This window comes from Bifidobacterium moraviense (genome assembly GCF_012932365.1).
In the GTDB taxonomy this organism is placed as follows: Bacteria; Actinomycetota; Actinomycetes; order Actinomycetales; family Bifidobacteriaceae; genus Bifidobacterium; species Bifidobacterium moraviense.
Map to the genome: position 1 here is coordinate 1 of NZ_JAAIIH010000029.1, position 5437 is coordinate 5437.

Below are 5437 nucleotides of genomic sequence, written 5' to 3' on the forward strand. Positions count from 1 at the left end.
GCCTGGGGTGCCCGGGAGGGCCTAACGGGGAGTGAGGTTTTTGTGTGGACGTCCTTCCTTATAGGACGTCTCGTCAATTAGTTTGAAGAGTCATCTATTCGGATGTCTTTGCAAGTTTTTTTGTGGAGGGTTCGATTCTGGCTCAGGATGAACGCTGGCGGCGTGCTTAACACATGCAAGTCGAACGGGATCCTGCAGGCTTTGCTTGCGGGTGAGAGTGGCGAACGGGTGAGTAATGCGTGACCAACCTGCCCCATACACCGGAATAGCTCCTGGAAACGGGTGGTAATGCCGGATGTTCCGCGTGACCGCATGGGATCGCGGGAAAGATTTCATCGGTATGGGATGGGGTCGCGTCCTATCAGCTTGTTGGTGGGGTGAAGGCCCACCAAGGCTTCGACGGGTAGCCGGCCTGAGAGGGCGACCGGCCACATTGGGACTGAGATACGGCCCAGACTCCTACGGGAGGCAGCAGTGGGGAATATTGCACAATGGGCGCAAGCCTGATGCAGCGACGCCGCGTGCGGGATGGAGGCCTTCGGGTTGTAAACCGCTTTTATCGGGGAGCAAGCGAGAGTGAGTTTACCCGTTGAATAAGCACCGGCTAACTACGTGCCAGCAGCCGCGGTAATACGTAGGGTGCAAGCGTTATCCGGATTTATTGGGCGTAAAGAGCTCGTAGGCGGTTCGTCGCGTCTGGTGTGAAAGTCCATCGCTTAACGGTGGATCTGCGCCGGGTACGGGCGGGCTGGAGTGCGGTAGGGGAGACTGGAATTCCCGGTGTAACGGTGGAATGTGTAGATATCGGGAAGAACACCAATGGCGAAGGCAGGTCTCTGGGCCGTTACTGACGCTGAGGAGCGAAAGCGTGGGGAGCGAACAGGATTAGATACCCTGGTAGTCCACGCCGTAAACGGTGGACGCTGGATGTGGGGCCCATTCCACGGGTTCCGTGTCGGAGCTAACGCGTTAAGCGTCCCGCCTGGGGAGTACGGCCGCAAGGCTAAAACTCAAAGAAATTGACGGGGGCCCGCACAAGCGGCGGAGCATGCGGATTAATTCGATGCAACGCGAAGAACCTTACCTGGGCTTGACATGTTCCCGACAGCCCCAGAGATGGGGTCTCCCTTCGGGGCGGGTTCACAGGTGGTGCATGGTCGTCGTCAGCTCGTGTCGTGAGATGTTGGGTTAAGTCCCGCAACGAGCGCAACCCTCGCCCCGTGTTGCCAGCACGTCATGGTGGGAACTCACGGGGGACCGCCGGGGTTAACTCGGAGGAAGGTGGGGATGACGTCAGATCATCATGCCCCTTACGTCCAGGGCTTCACGCATGCTACAATGGCCGGTACAGCGGGATGCGACATGGCGACATGGAGCGAATCCCTGAAAACCGGTCTCAGTTCGGATCGGAGCCTGCAACTCGGCTCCGTGAAGGCGGAGTCGCTAGTAATCGCGGATCAGCAACGCCGCGGTGAATGCGTTCCCGGGCCTTGTACACACCGCCCGTCAAGTCATGAAAGTGGGTAGCACCCGAAGCCGGTGGCCCAACCCTTTGGGAGGGAGCCGTCTAAGGTGAGACTCGTGATTGGGACTAAGTCGTAACAAGGTAGCCGTACCGGAAGGTGCGGCTGGATCACCTCCTTTCTACGGAGAATTCAGGATGCTGTCTGGCATCCGGTGTGTGTCCCCGCGTCCCGGATCGTCCGGGGGTCGCGTGGGAGTGCTGGTGTGGAAGAGATCATGTGGGCGGCTTGTCTGGTGGTATGGGCATGCTTTTGGGTTCCCGGACCGCCACGTCCGTGTCTTTTGGCGCGGGTGGTTGCCGGGTCGTTCCCATGGCCGGCGCGTGGTGTTCGTACTGCGTGGCCTGGTGGTGGGGTGCGTGGTGGTTTGAGAACTGGATAGTGGACGCGAGCAGGGCATGCGCTCCGTGCGGGTGCGTGTTCTGCTGTTGATTTCGTAGAGGGACGGTCCCTTCGGGGATTGTTCCTGTTGATCGTTTTGTGATCGTTCTAGTGTGATGATGTGTCGTCTGGTTTTCGCTGGAAGTTGATGCGGGCGTCCGATCCGTTCGGGTCGGGTTGCTTGCAAGGGCGTATGGTGGATGCCTTGGCAGACAGGACCGATGAAGGACGTGTGGGGCCGCGATAGGCCTCGGGGAGCCGCCGACAGGGCTTTGATCCGAGGATTTCCGAATGGGGAAACCCGCCAGCCGTCATGGGCTGGCACCGCTGATGCGGGGGGTACGCAGGGAAGTGAAACATCTCAGTACCTGCAGGAAAGGATATTCCGTGAGTAGTGGCGAGCGAAAGCGGATCAGGCCAAACCTTGCGCGTGTGATACCCGTCGGGGGTTGCGCGTGGGGTGTTGTGGGAATGCGTGTCCGGCCTCCGACGGGGCCGGCGGCAGTGACAAAGCGTCGTGATAGGGGAACGGGATTGAATTCCCGGCCGTAGAGGGTGATGGCCCCGTACCTGGTCTCGCGATGCCTGCCGGTCGTTTCTCCCAAGTAGCGCGGGCCTCGTGGAATCCCGTGTGAATCAGCCCGGACCGTCGGGTAAGCCTAAATATTCCTGTCTGACCGATAGCGTACTAGTACCGTGAGGGAAAGGTGAAAAGCACCCCGGGAGGGGAGTGAAAGAGTTCCTGAAACCGTGCGCCTACAAACCGTCGGAGCCTTTAGGGGTGACGGCGTGCCTATCGAAAAATGAGTCTGCGAGTCAGTGGTGCGTGGCGAGCATAAGCCGTGTGGTGTATGCGTAGCGAAGGCGAGTCTCAAAAGGCGTTTGAGTCGCGTGCCCTGGACCCGAAGCGGGATGATCTAGCCCTGAGCAGGTTGAAGCGCGGGTAAGACCGCGTGGAGGACCGCACCCACCTGGGTTGAAAACCGGGGGGATGACTTGGGGTTAGGGGTGAAAGGCCAATCAAATTCCGTGATAGCTGGTTCTCTCCGAAATGCATTTAGGTGCAGCGTCGGGTGATTTCATCCGGGGGGTAGAGCTACTGGATGCTTGAGGGCCCGTATTGGGTACCGACAGCAGCCAAACTCCGAATACCCGTGATGTGTATCCCGGCAGTGAGTCAGCGGGGGATAAGCTTCGTTGTCGAAAGGGAAACAGCCCAGATCGTCGTCTAAGGTCCCGAAGCGCGTGCTAAGTGGGAAAGGATGTGGGGTCGCATAGACAGCCAGGAGGTTGGCTCAGAAGCAGCCATCCTTGAAAGAGTGCGTAACAGCTCACTGGTCTAGTGGTCCTGCGCCGACAATGTAGCGGGGCTCAAGCACGCCACCGAAGACGCGGCAGCAGTCTTTTGGCTGTTGGGTAGGAGAGCGTCCCGTACGGGGTGAAGCGGCGGCGTAAGCCGGCCGTGGACTGTGCGGGAGTGAGAATGCAGACATGAGTAGCGAGAGCGGGGTGACAATCCCCGCCGCTGGATGACCAAGGGTTCCAGGGCCACGTTCGTCGTCCCTGGGTGAGTCGGGTCCTAAGGCGAGGCCGACAGGCGTAGTCGAATGGATGAACGGGTCGATATTCCCGTACCGGCGTTCAATCGTCAGAACCGAAAGGGTGAGTACTAACCTCCGTTTCGTCCTGATCCTTCCTTCGGGTTGGTGATGGGTGTTGCGTTGGGACTGTAGCCCCGGTAGGTTAGCGCAGGAGTGACGCAGAAGGGTAGCCGGCCGCGGAGGTGGTTTTCCGTGGTCAAGCGTGTGGCCTGTCTCCCAGGCAAATCCGGGAGGCGTTGAGGTGAGGCGTGATGATGGGGGGCTTTTGTCCCGAATCCGGTGATCCCATGCTGTCGAGAAAAGCTTCGGCGTGAGAGTGTTCGCCGCCCGTACCCTAAACCGACACTGGTGGTCAGGTAGAGTATACCGAAGCGATCGAGCGAATCCTGGTCAAGGAACTCGGCAAATTGCTCCCGTTCCTTCGGTTTAAGGGAGACCCCCGGCGGTGACGGAACTTGCTTCCCGAGCTGTTGGGGGTGGCACAGGCTAGGGGGTAGCGACTGTTTACCAAAAACACAGGAGCGTGCGAAGGCGCAAGCCGCTGTATACGCTCTGACGCCTGCCCGGTGCCGGAAGGTTAAGAGGATCCGTCAGCCTTCGGGTGAAGCGGTGAATTCAAGCCCCGGTAAACGGCGGTGGTAACTATAACCATCCTAAGGTAGCGAAATTCCTTGTCGGGTAAGTTCCGACCTGCACGAATGGCGTAACGACTTCCCCACTGTCTCGACCAGGAGCTCGGCGAAATTGCAGTACGAGTAAAGATGCTCGTTAAGCGCAGAAGGACGAAAAGACCCCGGGACCTTTACTATACCTTGGTATTGTCGTTAGGTGTGGACTGTGTAGCATAGGCGGGAGGCTTCGAAGCATGGGCGCCAGCTCGTGTGGAGCCGTCGTTGAAATACCGCTCTGTCTTCATCTGGCGTCTAACCTCGACGAGTGATCCTCGTCAGGGACAGTGCCTGGCGGGTAGTTTAACTGGGGCGGTTGCCTCCCAAAGAGTAACGGAGGCGCTCAAAGGTTCCCTCAGCCCGGTTGGCAATCGGGTGTTGAGTGTAATTGCACAAGGGAGCTTGACTGTGAGACTGACGGGTCGAGCAGGGACGAAAGTCGGAAATAGTGATCCGGTGCCGGCGTACGGACGCGGCATCGCTCAACGGATAAAAGGTACCCCGGGGATAACAGGCTGATCATTCCCAAGAGTCCATATCGACGGGATGGTTTGGCACCTCGATGTCGGCTCGTCGCATCCTGGGGCTGGAGCAGGTCCCAAGGGTTCGGCTGTTCGCCGATTAAAGCGGCACGCGAGCTGGGTTCAGAACGTCGTGAGACAGTTTGGTCTCTATCCTCTGCGCTCGTTGGAATCTTGAGGAGTCCTGCCCATAGTACGAGAGGACCTGGGTGGACGAACCTCTGGTATGCCGGTTGTCACGCCAGTGGCACGGCCGGTTGGCTACGTTCGGAAGGGATAACCGCTGAAAGCATCTAAGCGGGAAGCCTTCTCCAAGATTAGGATTCCGTGGGATCTTGAATCCCTGTACCCTCCATGTAGAACACGTGGTTGATAGGCCGGACGTGGAAGCCCCGCGAGGGGTGGAGCTGACCGGTACTAACGGGGGAGAGGCAATCCGATTCCACCTCCTGGTGGGGTGGGTGCCTGCGTCTTTCTTCTGCGATGGATTGGATGGCACGGAGTGCTGGTCCGGTCACGAAACGAATTGCGGGATTGTTTGCGTCCATTGTCCGGTTCCCGGATCGTCACGATCCTTGGCCGGTCCCGCTTTTTTGGGGTGGGGCCGTTGATAGTTGAAGATTTTGCGGTGGTCATGGCCCAGGTGAGACGCCCGGTCCCTTTCCGAACCCGGAAGCTAAGGCCTGGCACGGCGATGGTACTGCACTCGATAGGGTGTGGGAGAGTAGCACGCCGCCGCAATT

3 rRNA genes are annotated in these 5437 nt (G+C 59.0%); all 3 read left to right on the plus strand.

What is annotated here, in order from left to right:
• The first annotated feature begins 119 nt into the window (after positions 1 to 119).
• The 3 genes from G1C96_RS09975 to rrf all read left to right on the plus strand — a co-directional run bounded on the left by G1C96_RS09975 (position 120) and on the right by rrf (position 5435).
• A 16S ribosomal RNA gene (locus tag G1C96_RS09975) occupies positions 120 to 1644 on the plus strand.
• A 433-nt stretch (positions 1645 to 2077) separates the two neighbouring features.
• Positions 2078 to 5135, plus strand: a 23S ribosomal RNA gene (locus G1C96_RS10425).
• A gap of 183 nt (positions 5136 to 5318) precedes the next feature.
• Positions 5319 to 5435, plus strand: a 5S ribosomal RNA gene (rrf, locus tag G1C96_RS09985).
• The 16S, 23S and 5S rRNA genes sit together here, the layout of an rRNA operon.
• The last annotated feature ends 2 nt before the right edge of the window (positions 5436 to 5437 follow it).